Annotated in this window: 22 protein-coding genes; 16 read left to right on the forward strand and 6 right to left on the reverse strand. The window is 66.1% G+C overall.

Annotated elements, in window-relative coordinates; genetic code table 11:
* Positions 1 to 105: 105 nt before the first annotated feature.
* Complete coding sequence (locus H9532_RS14190) at positions 106 to 762, forward strand: class I SAM-dependent methyltransferase (RefSeq protein WP_296369684.1); 657 nt, start codon at positions 106 to 108, stop codon at positions 760 to 762.
* Here the strand turns inward: H9532_RS14190 and H9532_RS14195 are convergent.
* Together H9532_RS14195 and H9532_RS14200 are read right to left on the reverse strand one after the other, a co-directional pair.
* Positions 755 to 1,273 (reverse strand): inorganic diphosphatase, encoded by a 519-nt coding sequence (locus H9532_RS14195; RefSeq protein ID WP_296369686.1) that lies wholly within the window; start codon positions 1,271 to 1,273, stop codon positions 755 to 757. The two genes, H9532_RS14190 and H9532_RS14195, sit on opposite strands and share 8 nt — an antisense overlap.
* 376 nt (positions 1,274 to 1,649) lie before the next feature.
* A complete protein-coding gene (locus H9532_RS14200) occupies positions 1,650 to 2,090 on the reverse strand; it encodes a hypothetical protein (protein WP_296369688.1) in 441 nt (146 codons plus the stop codon).
* A gap of 189 nt (positions 2,091 to 2,279) precedes the next feature.
* Here H9532_RS14200 and H9532_RS14205 point away from each other — a divergent pair, with 189 nt between their 5' ends.
* The 4 genes from H9532_RS14205 to H9532_RS14220 all read left to right on the forward strand — a co-directional run bounded on the left by H9532_RS14205 (position 2,280) and on the right by H9532_RS14220 (position 7,042).
* Positions 2,280 to 4,109: a proline--tRNA ligase gene (locus tag H9532_RS14205; protein ID WP_296369690.1), complete on the forward strand. Its 1,830-nt coding sequence runs from the start codon at positions 2,280 to 2,282 to the stop codon at positions 4,107 to 4,109.
* Positions 4,110 to 4,144: 35 nt separating this feature from the next.
* Complete coding sequence (gene psb27 / locus H9532_RS14210) at positions 4,145 to 4,552, forward strand: photosystem II protein Psb27 (RefSeq protein ID WP_296369692.1); 408 nt, start codon at positions 4,145 to 4,147, stop codon at positions 4,550 to 4,552.
* 154 nt (positions 4,553 to 4,706) lie between these two features.
* Entirely contained in the window at positions 4,707 to 6,026 is a 1,320-nt protein-coding gene (locus H9532_RS14215) for an adenylosuccinate synthase (protein ID WP_296369883.1), read from the forward strand.
* An 8-nt stretch (positions 6,027 to 6,034) separates the two neighbouring features.
* On the forward strand, positions 6,035 to 7,042 hold the full coding sequence (locus H9532_RS14220) for an adenosine kinase (protein WP_296369694.1): 1,008 nt from the start codon (positions 6,035 to 6,037) through the stop codon (positions 7,040 to 7,042).
* Here the strand turns inward: H9532_RS14220 and cutA are convergent.
* Positions 7,003 to 7,323, reverse strand: coding sequence for a divalent-cation tolerance protein CutA (cutA, locus tag H9532_RS14225; RefSeq protein ID WP_296369695.1), 321 nt, complete (start codon positions 7,321 to 7,323; stop codon positions 7,003 to 7,005). The genes H9532_RS14220 and cutA overlap by 40 nt on opposite strands.
* Before the next feature lie 20 nt (positions 7,324 to 7,343).
* Positions 7,344 to 8,141: a precorrin-6A/cobalt-precorrin-6A reductase gene (locus H9532_RS14230; protein WP_296369696.1), complete on the reverse strand. Its 798-nt coding sequence runs from the start codon at positions 8,139 to 8,141 to the stop codon at positions 7,344 to 7,346.
* A gap of 20 nt (positions 8,142 to 8,161) precedes the next feature.
* On the opposite strand from H9532_RS14230, the gene H9532_RS14235 reads away from it, so the two are divergent.
* The gene (locus H9532_RS14235) at positions 8,162 to 8,659 is read left to right on the forward strand and encodes a single-stranded DNA-binding protein (RefSeq protein WP_296369698.1); all 498 of its coding nucleotides are present in this window, start codon (positions 8,162 to 8,164) and stop codon (positions 8,657 to 8,659) included.
* A gap of 4 nt (positions 8,660 to 8,663) precedes the next feature.
* On the opposite strand, the gene H9532_RS14240 is transcribed toward H9532_RS14235, so the two are convergent.
* Entirely contained in the window at positions 8,664 to 8,933 is a 270-nt protein-coding gene (locus H9532_RS14240; protein ID WP_296369700.1) for a hypothetical protein, read from the reverse strand.
* Between H9532_RS14240 and H9532_RS14245 the strand changes: the two genes are divergently transcribed.
* Genes H9532_RS14245 through H9532_RS14255 form a run of 3 tightly spaced genes read left to right on the forward strand, consistent with a single transcriptional unit; the run spans position 8,923 to position 11,506 of the window.
* Positions 8,923 to 9,468 carry a DUF2854 domain-containing protein gene (locus tag H9532_RS14245; protein WP_296369702.1) on the forward strand — a complete coding sequence of 182 codons (546 nt, stop codon included), beginning with the start codon at positions 8,923 to 8,925 and terminating at the stop codon, positions 9,466 to 9,468. The two genes, H9532_RS14240 and H9532_RS14245, sit on opposite strands and share 11 nt — an antisense overlap.
* 15 nt (positions 9,469 to 9,483) lie before the next feature.
* On the forward strand, positions 9,484 to 10,374 hold the full coding sequence (gene argB / locus H9532_RS14250; RefSeq protein WP_296369703.1) for an acetylglutamate kinase: 891 nt from the start codon (positions 9,484 to 9,486) through the stop codon (positions 10,372 to 10,374).
* A 7-nt stretch (positions 10,375 to 10,381) separates the two neighbouring features.
* Positions 10,382 to 11,506, forward strand: coding sequence for a DUF3153 domain-containing protein (locus H9532_RS14255; protein ID WP_296369704.1), 1,125 nt, complete (start codon positions 10,382 to 10,384; stop codon positions 11,504 to 11,506).
* Here H9532_RS14255 and priA read toward each other — a convergent pair.
* Entirely contained in the window at positions 11,503 to 13,761 is a 2,259-nt protein-coding gene (priA, locus tag H9532_RS14260; protein WP_296369706.1) for a primosomal protein N', read from the reverse strand. The genes H9532_RS14255 and priA overlap by 4 nt on opposite strands.
* A 530-nt stretch (positions 13,762 to 14,291) precedes the next feature.
* Between priA and rpoD the strand changes: the two genes are divergently transcribed.
* From rpoD to H9532_RS14295, 7 genes are all read left to right on the forward strand, one after another.
* The gene (rpoD, locus tag H9532_RS14265) at positions 14,292 to 15,689 is read left to right on the forward strand and encodes an RNA polymerase sigma factor RpoD (RefSeq protein WP_296369709.1); all 1,398 of its coding nucleotides are present in this window, start codon (positions 14,292 to 14,294) and stop codon (positions 15,687 to 15,689) included.
* A gap of 75 nt (positions 15,690 to 15,764) precedes the next feature.
* On the forward strand, positions 15,765 to 16,859 hold the full coding sequence (locus tag H9532_RS14270; protein ID WP_296369711.1) for a glycosyltransferase family 2 protein: 1,095 nt from the start codon (positions 15,765 to 15,767) through the stop codon (positions 16,857 to 16,859).
* Positions 16,860 to 16,868: 9 nt separating this feature from the next.
* Positions 16,869 to 18,629: a glycosyltransferase family 39 protein gene (locus tag H9532_RS14275; protein ID WP_296369713.1), complete on the forward strand. Its 1,761-nt coding sequence runs from the start codon at positions 16,869 to 16,871 to the stop codon at positions 18,627 to 18,629.
* Entirely contained in the window at positions 18,629 to 19,327 is a 699-nt protein-coding gene (locus tag H9532_RS14280) for a phosphatase PAP2 family protein (protein WP_296369715.1), read from the forward strand. Before H9532_RS14275 ends, H9532_RS14280 begins: the two co-directional genes overlap by 1 nt.
* A complete protein-coding gene (locus tag H9532_RS14285) occupies positions 19,320 to 19,727 on the forward strand; it encodes a DUF1824 family protein (RefSeq protein WP_296369717.1) in 408 nt (135 codons plus the stop codon). The genes H9532_RS14280 and H9532_RS14285 overlap by 8 nt, the downstream gene beginning before the upstream one ends.
* Positions 19,728 to 19,835: 108 nt before the next feature.
* Positions 19,836 to 20,789: a hydroxymethylbilane synthase gene (hemC, locus tag H9532_RS14290; RefSeq protein ID WP_296369721.1), complete on the forward strand. Its 954-nt coding sequence runs from the start codon at positions 19,836 to 19,838 to the stop codon at positions 20,787 to 20,789.
* The gene (locus H9532_RS14295; protein WP_296369723.1) at positions 20,764 to 22,752 is read left to right on the forward strand and encodes a chloride channel protein; all 1,989 of its coding nucleotides are present in this window, start codon (positions 20,764 to 20,766) and stop codon (positions 22,750 to 22,752) included. The genes hemC and H9532_RS14295 overlap by 26 nt, the downstream gene beginning before the upstream one ends.
* Positions 22,753 to 22,785: the final 33 nt, after the last annotated feature.

Consider the following 22,785-nt stretch of genomic DNA (forward strand, 5'->3'; position numbering starts at 1 on the left):
ACAAACTTACCTGGCCGCAGCCGATTCCTGCGGCCGATGTTGAGGGCTGACACCAAATGCCGTGATGGCCGGGCTCCGTAACATTGGGTTTCTGGCTGATACGCGGTGCAGTCCTCCGGTTACGAACGGCTCCAGAGCCAGATGATTCCTGGCTACGGCAGCCTGGCGCGTCTGTCGGTGGCCCTGTTGGCCGCCTCGCCGGTGGCCGCCACCTCGGGGGCTGAGGTGCTGGTGGCTGGCTGCGGCACCGGTTCTGAGCTGCTGGAAGCTGTGGCCCAACGGCCCGACTGGAGCCTCACGGCCCTCGATCCCAGCGCAGAGATGTTGCAGGAAGCGCGTCAGCGCCTGGGTGAGCAGGCGTCGATCCAGTGGCAGCAGTCCACAGTGGAGGCCTTGGTGGATGAGCCGGGCATGGCAGGCCGCTTTGCCGGCGCACTCTCGGTGCTGGTGCTGCAGTCGCTGCCGGATGACGGCAGCAAACTGGCCTTCCTCACCGCTCTGGCCCGCTGCCTGCAGCCTGGCGCCCAGCTGGTGCTGGTGGATCTGATGCAAACCAGCCTGCCCTCACTGGAAGGGCAGTTGGATCAGGCCTGGCGCGGCTTCCAGCGGGCCAGCGGCCTTGAGGATGCGCTGCAGGAGGGGCTCCATCCCATCGGCCTGGCGCGGCTCACCAGCCTGGTGAATGCGGCTGGCTTCGGTGATCCAGCCCGCATCTTTCAGGCCCTTGGCTTCGAGGGCTTCCTGTTGCAGCGCCTCAGCTGAGGCTGGCGGCGGCGGCGATGCAGCGCTCGAGCAGTGCGGGCACGGCATCGGCATCCAGCCAGCCGTTGATCTCGATCACCCGGCCCTCGAGGTTTTTGTAGGTGCGGAAAAATTCCGCCACCTCCTCCAGCTGGTTGGCCCCGATCTGCCGGATGCTGTGGATCTCGCGCTGACGCGGATCGGCGGCCGGAACACAGAGCAGCTTGCCGTCGTGGGCCCCGCAATCCACCATGTCGAGGATGCCGATCGGTCTGGCTGTGATCAGGCAGCCGGCAAAGGTGGGCTCATCCATGATCACCATGGCATCGAGGGGAGCGCCGTCCTCCGCGAGGGTGTTGGGGATGAAGCCGTAATCGAACGGGTAGCGCACGGAGGAGTGCAACACCCGATCCAGCACCATCAGGCCGGCCTCCGCGTTGAACTCGTATTTATTGCGGCTGCCGGCTGGAATCTCCACCATCAGATTCACCAGCCCTGGCGCCGGTGAGGCCTGCAGGCTGTGCAAGTCCATGGGCCGTGGCTGGGGAGATGGCTGTTGGGGCCGAGCGGCGATCGCCAATCACGCTTGCCAGGGGCACCACAAGGGTGCAGAGGGCAACGACAACGCCGAACAGGGGAGCTGCCGTGTGGAACAGGCTGCCCGAACTGTAGAGAGGACTGAAGGGTTCGTCGCCGGAGTCAGAGGGCTGGCCTGAAGGCTGTGGCTCCGATTCACCTGCAGCGAGCAGCGTTGAGTGATCGGAGGGTCGAGGAGGGGGTTCTGAATCCATGCAAGCTGTTGGCGGCGACGCATCGGCAGGGTGCGATGCAACCACCGTTCAACGGATCAGCGTCTAATTCCCCTCAGCTTGGCATTTCCAGGCCGGCTGGCAAGTGGTGAAAACCGCTCAGGCGGCGGGCCGGGCTTGATCGTGATGCTCCCTGCGGCTCTCCAGGGAGGTTGGGCGCCCTTCGGCCTCGCTCAGGAGGCCACGGATCGCGCGCAGCTCCTCCAGGATTGAGCCCAGGAGCTGCTGTGTGGCGGTCGAGGGCGAATTGAGCACCTCAACGGTCACTTCCTTGATCCGCAGGACATCCCGGGCAAACCGCGCCACCTCGTTGGGGTGAAACAGCAGCGGATCTTTTTGATCGCTGCGGTATTCCGGATTGAGTTTGCGGGGATTGAAGGGAGGGTTGAGATTGCGCGGATCGGTGTTGGTGTAGCGGTACACCGAGGCGCGGGATCGGTTCAGGCAACGCTGAACCTCGTCGATGCCGATCAGGTTGTCGCCGCTTTCGCCAGCAGGTGCTTCGGCTTGGGTGCCGGTGAACTGCGCGCCTCCGCCCATTGCCGTTGCGACCGAATGGGCTTGCATGAGACCTGGATGCGACAGATTGGACTTGCAGCGGAAGTTAGCAGAGTTTTCGCTGCCGAACTGGAAATCTTTCTGCTTTCAAGCTGGCGGTGTGGCGCTTCTGCAGCCGGTTGGGCCAGAGCTCGGTGGTAGCTTCCGGCCTCCTTCTCTGCTGAGCATCCCATGCGCGTCTCCCGCCTGATGCTGGTGACGCTTCGGGATGATCCCGCCGAAGCCGAGATCCCCTCTCACAAGCTGTTGCTGCGTGCCGGCTACATCCGCCGGGTGGGCAGTGGCATCTACGCCTATCTGCCGTTGCTCTGGCGGGTTTTGCAGAAGATCTCCGCGATCGTCCGCGAAGAACTGAACGGCACCGGCGCGCTCGAAACCCTGCTGCCCCAGCTCCAACCCGCCGAGCTTTGGCAACGCAGCGGCCGCTGGGCCGGCTACACCGCTGGTGAGGGGATCATGTTCCACCTCGAAGATCGTCAAGGCCGCGAGCTGGGCCTTGGTCCCACCCATGAAGAGGTGATCACCGCTCTGGCGGGGGATCTGCTGCGCTCCTACCGGCAGCTGCCGGTGAACCTTTATCAGATCCAGACCAAATTCCGCGATGAGATCCGGCCCCGTTTCGGCCTGATGCGGGGGCGTGAATTCATCATGAAAGACGCCTATTCCTTCCATGCCGATGAGGCCTGCCTGAAGCAGACCTACGCGGCGATGGATCAGGCCTATCGGCGCATCTTCAGCCGCTGCGGCCTTCGCGCCGTGGCTGTGGAGGCCGATAGCGGCGCCATTGGCGGCTCCGCCAGCCAGGAATTCATGGTGACGGCAGAGGCCGGCGAGGACCTGATCCTCGCCAGTGGTGACGGCCGCTATGCCGCCAACCAGGAGCGTGCGGTGTCGCTGCCGGCTGACGCGGTTCCCCTGCCCGGTGGGGCCCGCGCCGGTGGCAGCGGCGATGCGCTGCCCACCCCTGCTCAGAGCGCGATCGAGGCGCTCTGCAGCGCCCATGGATTTGATCCCAGCCAGACCGTGAAGGTGCTGCTGCTGCTGGCCCGCTTCGAAGACGGCTGCCTGCAGCCGCTGCTGGTGAGCCTGCGGGGCGATCAGCAACTCAATGAGGTGAAGCTGGCCAATGCCGTGAGTGCGCGTTGCAGCTCCGAGCACGGCACCCTGCTTGAAATCACCCCGCTGACGGCTGAAGCGGCGGCCAAGGAGGGGCTCGAGCCGATTCCCTTCGGCTTCATGGGCCCCCACCTGGAGGACGCTGTGCTCTCGGGTGCCCGCAGCTGGCAGCCCCGTTTTCTGCGCTTGGCCGACGCCACAGCCACTGCGCTGCAGAGCTTTGTCTGTGGGGCCAACAGCCTCGATACCCACCGGGTGGGTGCCAGCTGGGGCGCCCTCTGCCCGGCGCCTGAGAGCCTGGATCTGCGGGCAGCCCAGCCGGGTGATCGCTGCCTGCACGATCCTGCGCAGCAGCTGCAGGCCAGCCGCGGCATCGAGGTGGGCCACATCTTCCAGCTGGGGCGCAAGTATTCCGCTGCCCTCGAGGCCACCTTCACCAACGAAGCCGGCCAGGATGAGCCTCTCTGGATGGGTTGCTATGGCATTGGCGTCTCGCGACTCGCCCAGGCCGCCGTGGAGCAGCACCACGATGCCAACGGCATTTGCTGGCCTACCGCCATTGCCCCTTACGAGGTGATTGTGGTGATCGCCAACGTGGCCGAGGCTCCGCAGCGGGAGCTCGGTGAACAGCTTTATGGAGCCTTCCAGGCCGCTGGCATCGATGTGTTGCTGGATGACCGCAGCGAGCGCGCCGGCGTGAAGTTCAAGGACGCCGATCTGCTGGGCATCCCCTGGCGGGTGGTGGTGGGCCGTGGTGCTGCTGATGGTCAGGTGGAACTGGTGCAGCGCGCCAGCGGCGAGCGCAGCGACGTTCCAGCCTCTGCTGTCCTCGCCCAGCTGCAGGTGCACTTGGAGCGTGAACGAGCCGGGCTGCTCTCAGCCTGACGCCATAGGATCCGCACAACCCTTGCAGGAACTCCATGGCGGCTGGTTGGCGTCAACTCAAAGCAGCCGTCCTGGCGGTGTGCCTGTGCCTCTGCCTGATGCTCACCGCCTGCTCCGGCGGAGGCCCCCTCAGCGGCAACTACGTGGAAGACACGGTGGCTGTGGCCGACACCCTGCTGGCCACCATTGCCTTGCCCGCAGATGATCCCGGCCGCAGCGAAGCTGAAACCTCAGCTCGCGGTCTCATCAACGACTACATGGCCCGTTACCGGCCTCAGCCCAAGGTGAACGGCCTGGCGTCGTTCACCACCATGCAGACCGCCCTCAACTCCCTGGCGGGTCACTACGCCAACTACCCCAACCGTCCGGTGCCTGACGCGCTTCGCGACCGCGTTTCGAAGGAGCTGAAGAAAGCGGAAACCGGAGTGGTTCGCGGCGCCTGAGTCCTGGTACGCCCCCAACGTTTCCAACGTTGCAACAGCGGCCTGTGGGCCGCTTTTTTGTGTCAAGAAGTCGCATCTGAAGCCGGCACTTTGACGGACGGCAGCTCGATCTGAGATCCTCTTTGTTTGTGCTTTGAAGCGGCTGCGGGCCGCTGTGTCCTTGGCCAACGTCGTCGTCATCGGTGCGCAGTGGGGTGACGAGGGGAAGGGCAAGATCACCGATCTCCTCAGCCGCTCCGCCAATGTGGTGGTGCGTTATCAGGGCGGCGTGAACGCCGGCCACACCATCGTTGTGGACGACAAGGTGCTCAAGCTGCACCTGATCCCCTCCGGCATCCTGTACCCAGACACCGTGTGCCTGATCGGCTCAGGCACCGTGGTGGATCCCAAGGTGATGATCGGTGAGCTCGACATGCTCGCCGAGAACGGCATTGCGGTGGATGGTCTGCGCCTGGCCTCAACAGCCCACGTGACCATGCCCTACCACCGCCTGCTGGATCAGGCGATGGAGCAGCAGCGGGGCGATCGGCGCATTGGTACCACCGGTCGGGGCATCGGTCCCACCTATGCGGATAAGTCGCAGCGCAACGGCATTCGCATCATCGACATCCTCGATGAAGCACGTCTGCGGGACCGCCTGGCCGGCCCCCTGGCCGAGAAGAACGAAACCCTGCAGAAGCTGTACGGCCTTGAACCGCTCGATTTCGAGGTGGTGGTGGCTGAATACGTGGCCTACGGCCAGCGTCTTGCGCCCCACGTGGTGGATTGCACCCGCACCATCCATGAGGCTGCCCGGGCCCGCCAAAACATCCTGTTTGAGGGCGCCCAAGGCACGCTGCTCGACCTCGACCACGGCACCTATCCCTACGTCACCTCGTCGAATCCGGTGAGCGGCGGTGCCTGCATTGGCGCCGGCGTCGGCCCCACCCTGATCGACCGTGTGATCGGTGTAGCCAAGGCCTACACCACCCGCGTGGGTGAAGGCCCCTTCCCCACTGAGCTGGAGGGCAGCCTGAACGATCACCTCTGCGATCGCGGCGGGGAATACGGCACCACCACCGGCCGCCGCCGCCGCTGCGGTTGGTTCGATGGCGTGATTGGTCGCTACGCCGTGGAGGTGAACGGCCTCGATTGCCTCGCGATCACCAAGCTTGATGTGCTCGACGAGCTTGATGAGATCCAGGTGTGTGTGGCCTACGAGCTCGACGGCCAGCGCATCGAGCATTTCCCCAGCTCCGCTGAAGACTTCGCTCGCTGCCAGCCGATCTTCGAAACCCTGCCCGGTTGGCAAACCTCGACGGCCGACTGCCGCACCCTTGAGGATTTGCCCCCAACGGCGATGAGCTACCTGCGGTTCCTGGCAGAGCTGATGGAGGTGCCCATCGCGATCGTGTCGCTTGGCGCCGACCGTGATCAGACGATCGTGGTGGAAGATCCGATCCACGGGCCCAAGCGGGCTCTCCTCAGCCGCTGATCCCTTTGATGGCCCAATCCAAAACCCTCGACGTTGTCGGGATCGGCAACGCCATCGTTGACGTGCTCGTGCACGCCGACGACGACCAGCTCGACAACCTTGAGCTCACCAAGGGCACCATGGCCCTGGTGGACGAAGAGCAGGCCGAGCGGCTCTACGCCAGCGTTGGTCCTGGCCTGGAAACCTCCGGCGGTTCCGCCGCCAACACCCTGGCTGGCATCGCTCAGTTGGGCGGCCGCGCCGGCTTCATCGGCCGGGTGCGTAACGACCAACTCGGCAGCATCTTTGCCCATGACATTCGCTCCGTGGGTGCCCGCTTCGACACCCCGGCTGCCACCGACGGCCCGTCGACGGCCCGCTGCTTCATCCTTGTCACCCCCGATGCCCAGCGCACGATGTGCACCTATCTGGGTGCCTCGGTGGGCCTCGATCCCGGTGATCTCGATCTGGAGATGGTGGCCCAGGCCAAAGTGTTGTATCTGGAGGGCTACCTCTGGGATAGCGATGAAGCGAAGCGCGCCTTCATCGCCGCCGCCGAAGTGGCCCGCGCCAACGGCGCCGAGGTGGCCCTGAGCCTCTCCGATGCCTTCTGCGTGGAGCGCCACCGCGACAGCTTCCAGGAGCTGGTGGATGGCCATGTGGACATCCTCTTTGCCAACGAGATGGAGATCACCTCCCTCTACAAGGCCAACAGCTTTGAGGAGGCAGCTGAACAGGTGCGCGGCCGTTGCCGTATCGCTGCCCTCACCCGTAGTGAGCTCGGTTCCGTGCTCCTGAACGGCAGCGGCACCCACGTGATCGAACCGGTGAAGCTCGGCCCCCTGGTGGACACCACTGGTGCCGGTGATCTCTATGCCGCCGGCTTCCTCCATGCCCATACCCAGGGTGAATCGGTGGAGGCCTGCGGGCGCCTCGGATCGCTCTGCGCCGGTCAGGTCGTCACCCAGCTGGGTCCTCGTCCCCAGGTGGATCTGCGTCAGCTGATGGCGCAGCACTCGCTCAGCCAGGCGTCGTAGGCGTCACTGGCCTCGGCCGCCCAAACCAACCACTGCGGCGTGCTGTAGCTGTGCAGCTCCTGCACGGCCTGCTCTAGAGCGGCGGCCTGGGATGGATGGCTTTTAATCAGGATCTGCACCTCCTCGCTCCGCTCGATCTGGTCCTGCCAGCGGTAGATCGAGGTCACCGGTTTCAGGGCCACGCAGGCGGCCAGTCGCCGCTCCACCAGGGTTGCCGCGAGCTGTTCCGCCAGCTGGAGGTTGGCTTCAGTGGTGAGGCCCAGAATCGCGGTGTCGGCCATTGGTGAGATCCAGCCAGGGCTCAGGGTTGGCCCAGCTTCTCCAGCAGAGCCTCCAGGGGCAACCCGGTGGCATCGATTGGCCGGCGCAGCAGTAGCAGCGGTCGTTGCAGCCGCAGGCACACCTTCCGCCAGAGCAGCTCGCTGCGGCCGCCCCCCTGGCGGCAGAGCACCCGATCGATCTGCCAGCGCCGGCACAGCGCTTCCTCCAGCCGGCCCTCGCCGCTGGCATCCGGCCGCAGGCAGGCGATGTGGTGATCGGGTAACCCAGCTGCCCGCGCGGCCTGCAGACTGCCGGGTTGCTCCAGCACCCGGGCAAAGTGCTGGCAGTGTGGTGTTGCTGCCATGGCCTCCCGCAGCTGGCGGGCGCCGATCGCCAGCAGCAGATTCTCACCAGCCAGCGCCAAGCCACTCAGAGTTTTGAAGCTCTCCAGCAGCTGCAGCTGTTCAGCGGGTTGTGAGGCGACAGGTTCGCGCCGATCCAGCCGCAGCAAGGGTTGATCCAGCTCGCCGCAGAGCCTCTCCAGCCGTGCCGTGATCTCCTGCGCAAAGGGATGGGTGGCATCCACCACCCAGCGGGGCGCCAGGTGCCGTAACTGCTGCTCGAGCGCGGCATCGCTGCTGCAGGCACCCACCTGCAGGGCCAGGCCTGGGTGTGGGCGGTAGGCCCGCGTGGCTCCAGCGGTGACCACGCTCACCCGCACCTGCCAGCCGCGGGCCAACAGGGCCTCCGCCAGGGGCGGTCCTTCGGCGGTGCCGGCGAACAGCCACACCCAGTGCCCTGCTGCTGGGGCCCCCTGGTGCAAAACCGGGCCGTGCATCAGGATGTGGCCCCCTGCCCATGAACGCTGCCGTGAACCATTGCTTGCTGGAGGTGGAGGTGCTGGAGGCGCCCCAGGTGCGCTACACCCAGGACAACCAAACTCCGGTGGCGGAGATGGCGGTGCAGTTCGATGGGCTTCGCCCCGATGATCCGCCGGGCCAGCTGAAGGTGGTGGGCTGGGGCAGCCTCGCGCAGGACCTGCAGAACCGTGTGCAGGTGGGTCAGCGCCTGATGGTGGAGGGCCGCCTGCGCATGAACACCGTGACCCGGCAGGACGGTGTGAAGGAAAAGCGTGCTGAGTTCACCCTCTCGCGCCTGCATCCCGTTGGCGGCAGCGGCGGGGTTACCCCCATGCCTGCCAGCGCCCCCGCACCCATGGCCTCCAGCCGGCCTCCAGCCGCAGCACCGGTTCGCGCTTCAGCACCGGCCCCTGCGGCTCCTCCAGCACCCCCGGCCTGGAATGCCTCACCGCTGGTGCCGGATCTACCGGAGGGTGAGGACGAGATTCCGTTCTGATCCTTCAGCTGTTGCTGCCCAGGTTGAGCTTCTCCTGGGCCTGCTCAAGCACCTGGCCCAATTCGCGCTCGAGGGCGGCCAGATCCAGCCGCAGCTCCGGCCAGCGGCCCCCATCGATCTGTTGCAGCAGCCAGAGCCGATCGGCGCGCAGCTGCTCCACCAGTTCAGCTGTGCTGGCCTCCGGCTTGCTCACTTCTGCAGTGCTCGGTTCCCCGGCGCTGCCCGCGTCTCCGGCGCTGCCCGCGCTGACCGAAGATGAGCCCATGCTTTCCATCGTTTCCCCCGGCAGCCTAGTCACGATTGCCGGGGCCTCCCTCTCGGTGATCGGCTGGATCGGCTACGCCACCGGCAACCCCAATCTCAGCCTGCCCACGATCTTCTACGGCATTCCGATCCTGCTGGGGGGCTTGGCGCTCAAGTCCTCCGAGTTGCCTCCGGCGCAGTTGGTTCCCCCCTCCGCTGAAGCCACGGCTCTGCGCGATGCACCCGCGAGTCAAACCCTGCGCAAGCTGGTGAAGGACGTGACCCGCTGGCGCTACGGGCAGAAGGCCCATCTCGAGAGCTCCCTGGAGGCCCTCAAGCTTTGGGATGAGGATGCCCCGCCCCAGCTGGAGAGTGTGACCGAACTGGCCGTGGAGGGGCGCTATGGCTTGGCGATGCGCTTCCGCACCGAGGGCGTTCCGTTCGAGCGCTGGCAGGAGAAGCGCGAGCGCCTTGGCCGCTTCTTCGATAAGGGCCTTGAGGCTCGCCTCAGCCAGCCTGCCCGTGGTGAATTGCTGCTGGAACTGCTGCCTGTGCAGCCCGCCTGACTTGATGCCCTGTTGATGTCCATGTCCGTCGAGCACGATCACAGCGATGCCCTGAGGGTGTCGGTTCTCAGCGAAGCCCTCCCCTACATCCAGCGCTTTGCCAGCCGCCGCGTGGTGGTGAAGTACGGCGGGGCGGCCATGGTGCGCGCGGATCTGCGCGATGCGGTGTACCGCGATCTGGTGCTGCTCAGCTCCGTGGGTGTGAAGCCCGTGGTGGTGCACGGCGGCGGCCCCGAAATCAATGACTGGCTCGGCCGGCTGCAGATCGAGCCCCAGTTCCGCAATGGCCTGCGGGTCACCACCCCCGAAACCATGGATGTGGTGGAGATGGTGCTGGTGGGCCGGGTGAACAAGCAGATCGTGAATGGGCTCAATCGCCTGGGTGCCCGGGCCGTGGGCCTGTGCGGCAGTGATGGCTCCCTGGTGCGGGCCCGCACCTATGGCGACGGCAGCAATGGCCTGGTGGGTGATGTGGCGGCGGTGGATCCATCGGTGCTCTTCCCGCTGCTGGATGCGGGCTACATCCCCGTGATCTCCTCGGTGGCCGCGGATGCCGCTGGCCAGGCCCACAACATCAACGCCGACACCGTGGCCGGTGAGCTGGCTGCAGCCCTGCAGGCCGAGAAGCTGATCCTGCTCACCGACACGCCCGGCATCCTGCAGAACCGTGAGGATCCCGCCTCGCTGATCCGCTCCGTTTCCCTCTCCGAGGCCCGCGGGCTGATTGCCAACGGTGTGGTGGCCGGTGGCATGACTCCGAAAACAGAATGCTGCATCCGCGCCCTGGCCCAGGGCGTGTCGGCAGCCCACATCGTGGATGGCCGCACCCCCCACGCCCTGCTGCTGGAGGTGTTCACCGACGCCGGCATCGGCACCATGGTGGTGGGCAGCACCCAGCCCCGCTAGCCGGCCCGTGCAGCAGCCTGAGTTCGACTCCTTCGAAGCGCTCAGCGAACCAGCCCGCCAGGCGCTGGAGCGTGGTGACTACGGGCGCTGCCAGCAGCTGCTTGCTCCCCTGCTTGAGCAGCATCCCGCCAGCAGCCCGTTCGGAGGGCAGCTGCGGTTGTTGCTGGCCACGGCGCAGATGGGGCAGGGCAACAGCGCCGCTGCTGCTGCCACCTGCCGCAGTCTGCGGGCCTGCCGAGATGCCAGCCTGCGCAGCCAGGCCAAGGATCTACAAGAGGTGCTGGAGGCTCCGGCGCTCGAGCGCCCGCGCGAGTGGTCGATGACCCTGCCGTCACTAGGGGAGGTGCAGCCGTTGGAAGGGCAGGTGCAGGCCCTGGCGCGCCGTCGCCGCCGGCTCCCGCCTCCACCGCCGGCGCCCCCCACCGGACCAACCACGGCCCCCCTCGGCTTTGCCCTGGTGGCTGTGGTGCTCTTGCTGATCACCGCCCTCCTAGGGGGCTGCGTGGATCTGGACACCTCGCTGCGCTTCACGGCGCCGGGACGCCTGCAGATCAGCCAGACCAGCCAATCGAGCACCGGTCATCCGCTGCCGTGGCAGCGGCAGCTGGCCTCTGCGCTGCAGTTCACCCCGTGGAGTGTGCGCCAGGACCATGGCCAGCTCAGCCTTAAGGCACCGGCCCTGCCGGCCCAGCAGGCCCTCGATCTGCTCGCCGCCACCGTTGAGCAGGGGGCGACTCTCGCCGCGGTTGATCTGCCCACGCCGCAGTTCAGCCTGCAGGAGCGCAACTGGCTGCTGGGGGTCAGGCAGGACTTCCACGGCAGCCTCGATCTGCGTGGTTTGCAGGCCTTGCCTGGGCTGGATTTGAAGCTGACGCTCGAACCCTGGCCCCAGCGGGCCATCCGCAAGGCCGAACCGCTTGCGGTGGAGGCCTTGCCAGCACGTCAGGGTCGACCCTCCACCTTGGTTTGGCATGTGCAGCCCGGTGCGCTGAACCAGTTGGAGCTGTCTTGCTGGCGTTGGAGCCGTCTGGGGGTGGGAGCGCTGGTGATTGCCCTATTGCTGGGCCTGGTGGCTCTGCTGCAACGGCTCAAGCTGGCAGCTGGCTTCGGCTTGCCCCAGCTGCCCGCCTAAAGCTCCAGCGGATCAGGATCGATCGCCAGCGACACATCCCGCGGCAGCAGTGCCCGGAGCTCGCTCTCCATCGGCACCGGCAGTGGGCCGTCCGCAGGCCCATGCAGTAGCAGCTGCCAACGGCAGTTCCCGGCTACCCGTGCCACCGGCGCTGGCGCCGGCCCGATGATGAGCCAGCCCAGCCCTTCGCTGCGGGGGCGGATGTGCTCAGCCAGCAGGGAAGCGGCTGTGGCCGTGCGGCTGGCTGAGGGTCCCGCCAAGCGCAGCAGGCAGGCCCGGCTGAAGGGCACCAGCGCAGCAGAGCGCCGCTCCGCCAATTCCTCTCGCAAAAAGGCCTCGTAGCGTCCGTCCACCAGGTGGCGAATCACCCGGTGCTCCGGGCTGTAGGTCTGCACCAGCACCTCACCGGGCCTTTCGCCGCGCCCGGCCCGGCCCGCCAGTTGCAGGAGCAGCTGCAGGCACTCCTCGGCGGCCCTGAGGTCGGGCCGATGCAGCAGGCCATCGGCGGCCAGCACTGCTGCGAGCGTGACCTGGGGCAGATCCATCCCCTTGGCCAGCATCTGGGTGCCCACCAGCACATCCGCTTCGCCGGCGGCAAAGCGCTCCAGCAGGAGCCGGTGGCCATCGCGGCCGCGGGTGGTGTCGCGATCGAAGCGCAGCAGCCGCAGCCCTTCGAGCTCCTGCTCCAGGTGCTCCAACACCTGTTGCGTGCCGGCTCCAAAAGGCTTGAAGGCCGTGGAGCCGCAGGCTGTGCAGCGTGAACTGATCTCAGCGCGGTGGTCACACCAGTGGCAGCGCAGCCAGGACCGTTCCCGCTGGCGGTGCACCGTGAGCGCCACATCGCAGTGGGGGCATTGCACCACCTCACCACAGCTGCGGCAGCTCAGAAAGCTGCTGTACCCGCGGCGGGGCACCAGCACCACCGCCTGGCCGCCGCTGCCGGGCAGGGCCTCCAGGCGTTCCATCAAGGGGCGGCTCACCAGGCGCCGGTGCCCCTCTGCCAGCTCCTGGCGCATGTCCACCACGTGCACGGGCGGCAGCGGCCGCCCGCCGATGCGTTGCGGCAGTTGCAGCAGCTGGCAGCGCGGTTGCGGCCCCTCACAGGCCATCCAGGTTTCCAGGCTTGGCGTGGCCGATCCGAGCAGGAGGCGGGCCCCGCAGGCCTGGGCCCGCAGCGCTGCCACATCTCTGGCGTGGTAGCAGGGCATCGGGCTGTCCTGCTTGTAGGAGCGATCGTGCTCTTCATCCAGCACGATCAGGCCCAGGTTGTTGAGGGGCAGAAACACCGCGGAGCGGGTCCCCACCACCACCAACGTCTCGCCCTCCTGCAGGCAGCGGCGCCAGGTGTCGATGCGCTGGCCGTCGCTGCAGCCCGAGTGGTACTCCACCACCCGATCGCCAAAGCGACGGCTGCAGCGATCCAGCAACTGCGGAATGAGGCCGATTTCGGGGGTGAGCACCATCACCGACCGCCCCTCGTTCAGGTGCTGGGTGGCGGCCTGGAGATACACCTCCGTTTTGCCGGCTCCAGTCACGCCCCAGAGCAACAGCTGTTGCCCGGGGCCAGCAGCATTCAGGGCGCGCAAGGCCAGCTGCTGGTCGGCCGTGAGGGGTTGCGGTGGCTCCAGGACCTGGCTCGCCAACAGGCCGCTGGCCGTCCGGCCGCTGAAGGGGCGAGAGGCGCGGCTGATCAGCCCCCGCTTCACCAGCGCGTCGGCCACGCTGCGGCCCACACCCACCTGGCTCAACAGCTGCTGCTGCCAGCCGCAACCGTTGTGGTGTTGGAGGTGTTCCAGGAGCTGAGCCTGGCTGGGGCTGAGGTCGCTGAGGTTCTGGCTGCGGCCGGGATCGGTGAGCTCAAGCCACAACTGCTGGCGGCCACCGCGGGCTTTGCCGGCCTTGCGCTGCCCCAGCCAGCCTGGCGGGAGGGCTGTTTTGAGCGTGCGAAACAGGCTGGTGCGGCACTGCTCGGCCACCGTTTGGATCAACTGCTGCCAGCCGGGATCCACGGCGGCCGGCTGGTGCAGGGATTCGATGGGCTGGAGTTGGCGGCTGGAGAGCTCAGGCGGTGGTTCATTGAGGAGCTCCACCACAAGACCGATGTGGCGCTGCCCCCGCAGGCGCACCTGCACCAGATCGCCGCAGCCCAGTTCAAGGGCTCGAGGATTGGTGTAGGTGAACACCTGCCCCTCCCGGCCCGCTTCAAGCCACACCTGCAGCCATTCGGCGGCCCTGCGATCCTGCTGGGGGTTCAAGGGCGGTGGCTCGCTCGCTCGACTGTCGCCCAGGCTTGCAGAGCTGACAGTCATTTCTTAAGATGGGATTGTTGAACAGTCCTGAGGGCTGTAGTCGGAACCCGGCAGAGTTCCGTCCAGCGGGAAGATCCGAGGTTCGCCAGGCTTTCTCCTGAGCGCCCGGTCTGCGACCACCCCTGACAGCGATGCCTGGGCTTTTGCCCGCCCGTTCCAGCTTCCGTCAGCCCGCTTCCACGCCCACCGCACTGATATTTCCCGGGGCTCTGCTCCTCCTGCTTGCTTCAACCCTGAATCTGACCACCTGTCCGCTTTTGAGTCGTTTGGCTCATCGTCCAACAGGTGACAACCGTTGAGAGCACCAGGCTGAGCGATCCCGTCCCGTTGTTGCCCGATCTGTCCTTGGAGCTGCCGAACGCTGTATTCGGCAGTTGAACGAACCGTTTGGTGTGAATCCTGTTTGGACGCACCACTCCCTTGGCTTCTGATTCGGGTTTGTCCTGTTGATCGCCTCGCCTACCTCCCCGATCCCGATGAGCCCTGCTGCTGCATCCAAAACCACTACCACCAAAACTTCAGCCGCTAAGGCCGCTGCTCCCAAAGTTGCCAAGCCTGAAATCCTGATGGTGGCAAACGCCTCAGGCGAAACCATCGCTGTGGCCAAGGCGAAGCCCAAGGCCAGCCGCAGCAAGGCCAAGGCCGAGGAGGAGGGCGTGGCCGGCGAAGCGGCCAACAAGGTGACCCCCACCAAGGCCAAAGCTGCTGCCAAGAGCAAGGCCGCTCCCAAGGCCAAGGCTGCCGCCAAGAGCACCAGCAGCAAAACCACCACCAAGGCCTCAGCCAAGAGTGCCGCCCCGGCCAACCTTGATGACGCGGCCGATCAGCTGCTGGCTGCCGCGGAGGCCAAGGGCGCTGATGCCAAGCCCTCAGAAAAGGATGCCAAGGCCAAGGCTCTGGCCAGCATCAAGGTGGGCCCTAAGGGCGTCTACACCGAAGACTCGATCCGCGTTTACCTCCAGGAGATCGGCCGGATTCGCTTGCTGCGGCCCGACGAAGAGATCGAGCTGGCCCGCAAGATTGCCGATCTGCTGCAGCTGGAGGAGCTGGCGGCCCAGTTCGAGACCGATCACGGCCACTACCCCGACACCAAGGAGTGGGCGGCCCTGGTGGACATGCCGCTGATCAAGTTCCGTCGCCGCCTGATGCTCGGCCGCCGGGCCAAGGAAAAGATGGTGCAGTCGAACCTGCGCCTGGTGGTGTCGATCGCCAAGAAATACATGAACCGGGGCCTGAGCTTCCAGGATCTGATTCAGGAGGGCTCCCTCGGCCTGATCCGCGCCGCCGAGAAGTTCGACCACGAGAAGGGCTACAAGTTCTCCACCTACGCCACCTGGTGGATTCGTCAGGCCATCACCCGCGCCATTGCCGACCAGTCGCGCACCATTCGCCTGCCGGTGCACCTCTACGAGACCATCTCGCGGATCAAGAAAACCACCAAAACCCTCTCCCAGGAATTCGGCCGCAAGCCCACTGAGGAGGAGATTGCTGAATCGATGGAAATGACCATCGAGAAGCTGCGCTTCATCGCCAAGAGCGCCCAGCTGCCAATCTCCCTGGAAACCCCGATCGGTAAGGAGGAAGATTCTCGCCTCGGCGACTTCATCGAAGCCGACATCGAGAATCCTGAGCAGGACGTGGCCAAGAACCTGCTGCGTGAAGATCTCGAAGGCGTGCTGGCCACCCTCAGCCCCCGCGAACGCGACGTGTTGCGCCTGCGTTACGGCCTCGATGACGGCCGCATGAAGACCCTCGAGGAGATTGGTCAGATCTTCGATGTGACCCGCGAGCGCATCCGCCAGATCGAAGCCAAGGCCCTGCGCAAGCTGCGCCACCCCAACCGCAACGGCGTGCTCAAGGAGTACATCAAGTAGGGCCGGCTCCCGCAGCCCTGCGTCCTACGGTTTCAGTGCCGGCGGCTGGACCGCCGGCTTTCTCTTGGGCAAGCCATGGTGCTGAGGGTTTCGATCGTGCTGCCCACGTACAACGAACGGGGCAACATCGAGCCGTTGCTGGAGCAACTGCTGCCGCTTCAGCAGCACTACAACCTCGAAATCCTGGTGGTGGACGATGACTCCGTCGATGGCACAGCTGAGCTGGTGCGGCGCCTCGCTCACACGGAACCGCGCCTGCGCTTAATCCGGCGCGTGGGGCGATCTGGCCTGGCCAGCGCGATCAAAGAGGGATTGCTGGATGCCACTGGGGATGTGGCTGTGGTGATGGACAGTGACGGTCAGCACGAGCCCGCGTCCGTGCGACGCGCCATCGACACACTGGTGCAGGGTGATCTTGATCTGGTGATCGGAAGCCGTTTTCACCCTGAGGCAGAAATTCTCGGTTTGAGCGGCCGGCGTGAACGCGGATCCAACTGGGCCAATGCCAGCGCGCGCTTCAGCCTGCCGCGGGGCTACGCCGGCCTCTCCGACTACATGAGCGGCTTCTTCGCCCTGCGGCTTGAAGCGGTGTTGCCGTTGATTCGTGCTGTGGATGTGAACGGATTCAAGTTTTTGTATGAACTCCTCGCTGTGAGCAAGGGCCGGCTGCGCACGGCGGAGGTGCCGCTGAGCTTCCAGCCCCGCACCTACGGCAGCTCCAAGCTTGATCTCGCCATCTTTTGGGACTTTCTGATCTCGATCCTGCACAGTCTCAGCTTGCGGCTGCTGCCTCGCCGGGCCATCAGCTTCGGCCTGGTGGGCGTCAGCGGTGTGGCTGTGCAGCTGGTGGTGACCCAGCTGCTGATGCTCAGCGGCCTGGGTTTTGAGCAGGCTCTGCCGTTCGCGGTGGTGGCGGCGGCCAGTTCCAACTACTTGATCAACAACGCCCTCACCTTCCGCTTTCAGCGCCTGAAGGGGTTGGCGCTGTTCCGCGGCTTGCTCAAGTTCCTGCTGGTGGCGTCGCTGCCGGTGCTGGCCAATGTGGGGCTGGCTTCGGCCTTCTACAGCCTTGTCGCCCGCGACACGCTCTGGGCGCAACTCTCCGGAATCTTGGTGGTGTTCGTGTGGAACTACGCCGCCAGTAGCCGTTTCGTGTGGAACACCCCCTAATTTCTCGCCATGCAACGCTTCAACGCCTGGCTTGACCGGGACGAACGCCGCAGCCTGCTGCTGGCCCTGCTCACTTTGGCAGCCCTCTGCGGCTTGGTGTTTGGTCAGCAGCTCGGCGCGCTGGGCCTGATGGACAAGACCGAGGGTCTGTTCGTGGAGATCCCTCGCGAGATGCTCGTCAGCGGCGACTGGGTCACTCCCCGCTGGAACGGTGAGCTCTTCTTCGATTACCCCGTGTGGGGCTATTGGATGGTGGCCCTGAGCTTCCGTCTCTTCGGGGTGAGCGAATGGGCTGCTCGGTTGCCGGTGGCCCTGGCCGCCAGCGCCACCGTGTATGCCGTGTTTGCCGTGTTGCTGCTGGTGGCCCCGGCCGCCGAAGCCATCCATCAGCGCCTGGGCCGTTCGCTGCTCGGAGCCACCGTGTTGGCCCTCAGCCCAGGCTGGCTGGGTTGGGGGCGTTCTTCGGTTACCGACATGTTTCTGGCCAGTGGCATCACGCTCGCCCTGCTCGGTTTTGTGCTGGCGCACAGCGCCCCACCTGAGCGGCCTTGGCAGCGCCCACTGGGCTTTGTGGCCCTGGCGGTCTTTTGCGGCATCGCCGTGCTGGCGAAGGGGCCGGTGGGTCTCCTGCTGCCGGGGCTTGTCATGTTGAGCTTCTGGGTGTTGAAGGGAACCCTGGTTCAGGACCTGCGCCGCACCCCCTGGCTGCCTTTGGTGCTGCTGTTTCTCGGGGTGGCGGCTCCCTGGTATGGCATGGCCACCGCCGCAAACGGCAGTGAATTTCTGGGCCGCTTCCTGGGCTTCAGCAACCTGGAGCGCTTCACCTCAGTGATCTACGACCACCCCGGCCCCCCGTGGTTCTATCTGCCCTGGGTGCTCCTATTGCTTCTGCCCTGGTCGCTGTATCTGCCAGTGGCAGCGATTCGCCTGCGCTTCTGGCGGCTCCATGTTTGGCGCGAAACGCCTCCTGGCGCCGACCTGCCGCTACTGGCCCTGCTGTGGTTGGTGTTGATGGTGGCCTTCTTCTCAGCGGCTGCTACCAAATTGCCGGGTTACATCTTGCCTGCTCTCCCGGGAGGAAGCCTGTTGGTGGCCTTGCTGTTCCTGCCTCTGCAGCCGGCAACCCACCCCCTGGCGGCTGGCCAGCGCATCACCGGCTGGTGCAATGCGGCGCTGCTCGCTCTGATGGCTCTGGCGGCTGTTCTGGCGCCCCGATGGATGGAAACCGATCCCGCCTATCCAGCATTTGCCGATGCAGTGCGGGCCTCGGGGTTGCCGTGGTTGTTGGCCCTGCCGCTGCTTCTGGCGGCCTGTGCGCTGGTGGTGTTGCTGTGGCGCTCCTGCTCAAGCCTGAGCTGGTTGTGGGTTCCGAATGCCGCTGGGTTGGCCGCTGCACTGGCTCTGGTGTTGCCCGTGTTGGTTCCCCTAGTTGATCGCGAGCGCCAGTTGCCGATTCGCGCGCTGGCTCGTTTGGCGGGTGAACAGGCCTTGCCGAATGAGCCGCTGCTGGTGGTGGGCTACAAGCGCTACAGCGTGGTGTTTTACAGCGGTCGCCCTGTGTTGTTTGTCAGCTCTCCACGCAAGGCGAGCCGCACCCTCAGTCAGGGTCAGAACACGTCTCAGCCGGCCAGTGTGCTGCTGCTGGGCAGCGACGCTGAACTGCTCGAGTTTGGGCTGGGTCCGGGAGATGGCACTCCCCTCGGTCGGCGAGATGCCCATCGCCTGCTCCGGCTGCCGCTGGAGCGCCTTCAGCAACTGGAGCCGCGCTGATGACTCCCGTGTTCCATCGGTTTCCAGGTTGGCTGGCCCACTGGTTGGTCGCTCTGGGCCCCTGGCGCCTTGGCTTCGCGGTGCTCACAGCGCTGCTGCTGGGCTGGGCTGGTCCTCAGCTGGCGGCGATTCGCCACCCGCGCCTTGATGAGCAGTTGCTGGATGGCGTGCATGGCCTGATTCCCGAGTCGCTCGGCAACCTGCTCCTGCGGGTGTATCAGATGAGTGGCGTGCATCTCACCGCTGTGTTGGTGCTGGCGGTGCTGATCTTCCTCAGCCTGAAGCGCCTCTGGCCTGAGTTGATCTGCCTGATGGTGGGCACCGGCGGCATTCTCCTCATCGTGGATCGCTGGCTCAAACCGCTGTTTGATCGGCGCCGTCCCAGTGGCCGGCTCCTCGATGACATCAGCGGCCGCAGCTTTCCCAGTGGTCATGCAGCCGGCTCGGTGGTCTTTTATTTCCTGACCTGCTGCCTGCTTTCCGCCCACTACCCGAGGCTGCGACGCCCATTGTTTGTGTTCTCCAGCTGCTGGGTGGCTCTGGTGTGGCTCAGCACCCTCTACTGCCGTGCCCATTGGCTGAGCGACATCGCCGCCGGAGCCGCCGTGGGGTATGTGTGGCTGAGCTTCTGCCTGGCGGGCTTCACCGTCTGGGAGCAGCGCTGCCGACCCTCTTCGCCTCCCTCCCCCCATGGCTGACGCCTCGGTTTCTCTGGCCGACCTGCGCGGTCTGCGCTCGGCTCCCGAGCTCGATGCCGCTGGGCGCCAAGCCCTACGCGCGGCGTTGATGCCGCTGATCGAGCGTTGCGATTGGTTCACCGTGGGCGTGATGGCTCCCTCGGCGGATGCCGCGGTTCTGGCACTGCGCGCTCTGGAAAGCGCTCTGGGCTGGCCAGCCCATGAGCTCGATCCGGCGGGGGAAGCCCTCGGCAGCATCGAGGGGCCCGTCTTCCTCAAGGCCAATCAGAACAGCGGGCGTTTCCTGGTGCGCCGGGAGGCTGGCCTAGGTGAAGGGCTGTTGATCACGGGCCATAGCCCCGCAGATCCCGAGGCGGAAGACACCTGGGGCCCACTGCCCCTCAACTTTTTTGCTGCCTGATCACGACGACTGATCACGACTTGGCCGTTCTCAACCGGCCCAGGCACACCGATCCTTAGGCTTGGCGGCTGTACTTCGGCGGCCCAGCGCTGCCTCCTCCCGCTTCCGATGGCCGCTTCCCAACTGCGCATTGCCTCCCGCCGCAGCCAGCTGGCCATGGTGCAGACCCACTGGGTGCGCGATGAGCTGGCCAAGGCCCACGACGGCCTCGAGATCACGATCGAGGCGATGGCCACCCAGGGCGACAAGATCCTGGATGTCGCCCTGGCCAAGATCGGCGATAAGGGCCTGTTCACCAAGGAGCTGGAGGCTCAGATGCTGGTGGATCGGGCCGACATCGCCGTCCACAGCCTCAAGGATCTGCCCACCAACCTTCCTGAGGGCCTGATGCTCGGCTGCATCACCGAACGGGAAGATCCCGCCGATGCGCTGGTGGTGCACGAGAAGCACAAGGACAAGACCCTCGCCACCCTGCCCGAGGGTGCGGTGGTGGGTACCAGCTCCCTGCGTCGCCTGGCTCAGCTCCGCCACCACTTCCCGCACCTCACCTTCAAAGATGTGCGCGGCAACGTGATCACGCGCCTGGAGAAGCTGGATTCCGGCGAGTTCGATTGCCTGATCCTGGCTGCTGCCGGCCTGGGCCGCCTCGGCCTGGGCGACCGCATTCATGAGCTGATTGATCCTTCGATCTCCCTGCATGCCGTAGGGCAGGGTGCCCTGGGCATCGAGTGCCGCGACGGCGATGCAGCTGTGCTGGAGCAGATCAAGGTGCTTGAGCACCTGCCCACCGCCCGCCGTTGCCTGGCGGAGCGCGCCTTCCTGCGGGAACTGGAGGGTGGTTGCCAGGTGCCCATCGGCGTGAACACCCGTTTCGAGGGCGATGAGCTTGTGCTCACCGGCATGGTGGCCAGCCTCGATGGCCAGCGCCTAATCCGCGATGAGGCCCGCGGCGATCAGAACGATCCGGAAGCCATCGGCATCACCCTGGCCCACGCCTTGCGGGCCCAGGGTGCTGGCGAGATCCTGGAGGAGATCTTTGCCACCGTCCGGCCTGAGGCCTGATTCGCCCGCTGAGGTCAGCCACGAGCCTGCGGCGGTTGAGCCGCGGGTTCTGCCGTTTCAGTGGAGCCTGCTCGCCTGGGCAGCCCTGGTGGGTGCGCTCACCGGGCTGGCTGTGGTGGGCTTCCACTACCTGCTGGGCTTCATCAACAACTTTTTCTATGGCCCGGTGGTGGAAGGCCTGGTTGGTCTGTTCACCTCTGCTCCGCCTGAACCGCCACCGCTGCCGGAACCTGCACCCGCAGCTGGCACACCCCTCGGTGCCCTGCTGCAGATCGGCCTTGGCGGCCTTGCTTTTCTGCCACCGCCCCCCCCACCGCCGGAGCCGATCCCGCTGCCGGGTGATCCGTTGCCGCTGTGGCTGTCGGCCTGGCCCGTGGTGCTGGTGCCGCTGTTGGGTGGTCTGGCGGTGGGTGCTCTGCGCCAGTGGGGCCGCGACCTGGGCCCGAGCCTGCCGAGCTTGATGGCCATGGCTGATGGCAGCGTGCAGCCCACGCCCAAGCTTCCCTTCCTGCGCCTGATCACCGCCTCCCTCAGCCTGGGGAGCGGCGCGTCGCTTGGCCCGGAGGGCCCGAGCGTGGAGAGCGGCGGCAACATCGGCCTGTGGGTGGCGGGGAAGGGTGGGCTGTCGCCCGATTCCCAGAAGGCCCTGGTGGCTGCTGGTGTGGCGGCGGGTCTGGCCGCAGGTTTCAAGGCGCCGATCGCAGGTCTGTTCTTTGCCTTTGAGGGCAGCTACAGCACGATCCCCGGTCGCCCCAGCGTGCGGGCCGTGCTGGTGGCCGCCGTGGCCTCCTCGCTGGTGACCCAGCTGTCGCTGGGGGATGAGCCGATCTTCCGCCTGCCGGCCTATGAGGTGCGCTCTCCCTTGGAGCTGCCGCTCTATCTGGGGCTTGGTCTGGTGGCCAGCGGCATGTCGCTGGCTTTGCTCAACCTGTTTGCGCTCGGGCGCAGCGAGCCCGTGCAGCGTCAGCTTGGGCGGTTGCCCACCTGTTTGGTCACCGGCCTCGGCGGTCTGGCGGTGGGGTTGATGGCCCTTGGCTTCCCGCAGGTGTTGGGCGTGGGCTACGACACCATCGGTGCCCTGCTGGGTCGTGATGGCGGCATTGCCCTGGTGAGCCTCTTGGGGTTGCTGGCAGTGAAGCTGCTGGCCACCGGCCTGAGCAGCGCCACGGGCTTTGTGGGTGGTGGTTTTGCCCCGTCGCTGTTTCTCGGTGCTGTGCTCGGCAATGTGTATGGCCAGTTGCTGGGAGAGGGCGGCCTGCAGTTGCCGGTGGCCGAGCCCCCCGCCTACGCAATGGTGGGTATGGCGGCGGTTTTGGCCGGCAGCGCCCGCGCCCCGCTGACAGCCCTGCTGCTCCTGTTTGAACTCACCCACGACATCCGGATTGTGCTGCCGCTGATGGCGGCCGCCGGTTTGAGTGCACTGCTGGTGGAGCGCTGGCACGGTATGGCTGATCCGGGCCTAGTGGGCCCGGATGTGCAGGAGGAGCAGCGCCGCGGGCGGCTGGCCTCCATCGCTGTAATAGACGCGCTCGAGCCGGAATCTCCCCTGGTGTTGGCGGCCTCCACCACGGCGGAGGTTGCCCTGCAGCAGCTGCTGGCTGCCCATGGCCATTGCCTGGTGGTGGAGGAGGAGGGCTGGGTGCTGGCACTGGTCACCCTGGAGGATCTGCAGCGGCCGATCTCCGCTGGCCTGGCCCAGCAACCACTGCGCGACTGCCGCCGCTCCGAGTTGATCTGGCTCTCGATGGACGCCAATCTCTCCCAGCTCGAGGATCAGCTCCAGCCCAATGGCCTGCGCCAGGTGCCGGTGTTTCGCCTGGAGGATCAGGCCCTGCCCAAGTTGCCCGTTGGCATCCCGAGCTCCGGTTTACCGCTGGTGGCCCTGCAAGGCCTCGCCAGCCGCGATGGCATGGCCCGTGCCCTGGCTAGGGCGGCGGCGCTACCGTATGAAAAAGCCCCCTGACGGGGGCCTGGGGGATCGATCTCGCCGGTGGAT

Origin of the sequence: Vulcanococcus sp. Clear-D1, assembly GCF_014654725.1 — a bacterium.
In the GTDB taxonomy this organism is placed as follows: domain Bacteria; phylum Cyanobacteriota; class Cyanobacteriia; order PCC-6307; family Cyanobiaceae; genus Vulcanococcus.